Source organism: Rhodovulum viride (assembly GCF_003265965.1).
Lineage (GTDB): Bacteria > Pseudomonadota > Alphaproteobacteria > Rhodobacterales > Rhodobacteraceae > Rhodovulum > Rhodovulum kholense.
This window is the reverse complement of sequence record NZ_MUAV01000227.1, coordinates 1-344: the sequence shown is the minus strand read 5'-3', so window position 1 is coordinate 344 and position 344 is coordinate 1. Positions and strand designations below refer to the sequence as shown.

Annotated in this window: 1 pseudogene; it reads right to left on the bottom strand. The window is 74.1% G+C overall.

Annotated elements, in window-relative coordinates:
• Positions 1 to 218, bottom strand: a pseudogene (locus BYZ73_RS21970) (phage major capsid protein); the annotation flags it as partial.
• Between the last annotated feature and the right edge of the window lie 126 nt (positions 219 to 344).

Genomic DNA, 344 nt, shown 5'->3' with positions numbered 1-344 from the left:
GCGGCGCGGGCGGCCTCGGTGGCCTCGGCCCGGCCGACCTGGGCATTGAGCCGCTCGAAGCCCGTCTGCGCCTCGGCAAAGGCGGTTTCGGCGGCGGCGATGGCGTCCGCATCGGGCGTTTCGGCCCCTTCGAGGGCGGCCAGCGCATCGGCGCGCTCCTGCATCCGCTCGGCCGCCGCGCGGCGCTCCCGGCGCAGGTCGTTCAGATCCTTGGGCATGGGGGTCTCCTGTTGTGCCAAAAGGAAAAGCCCCGCCCGGAGCAATCCGGACGGGGCGGTGGGTTGGGTTCAGTGAGTGGTCGGTCAGAGAGCCGCGCGGGCCTGCGCGGCGGCGGCTTGCGCCAG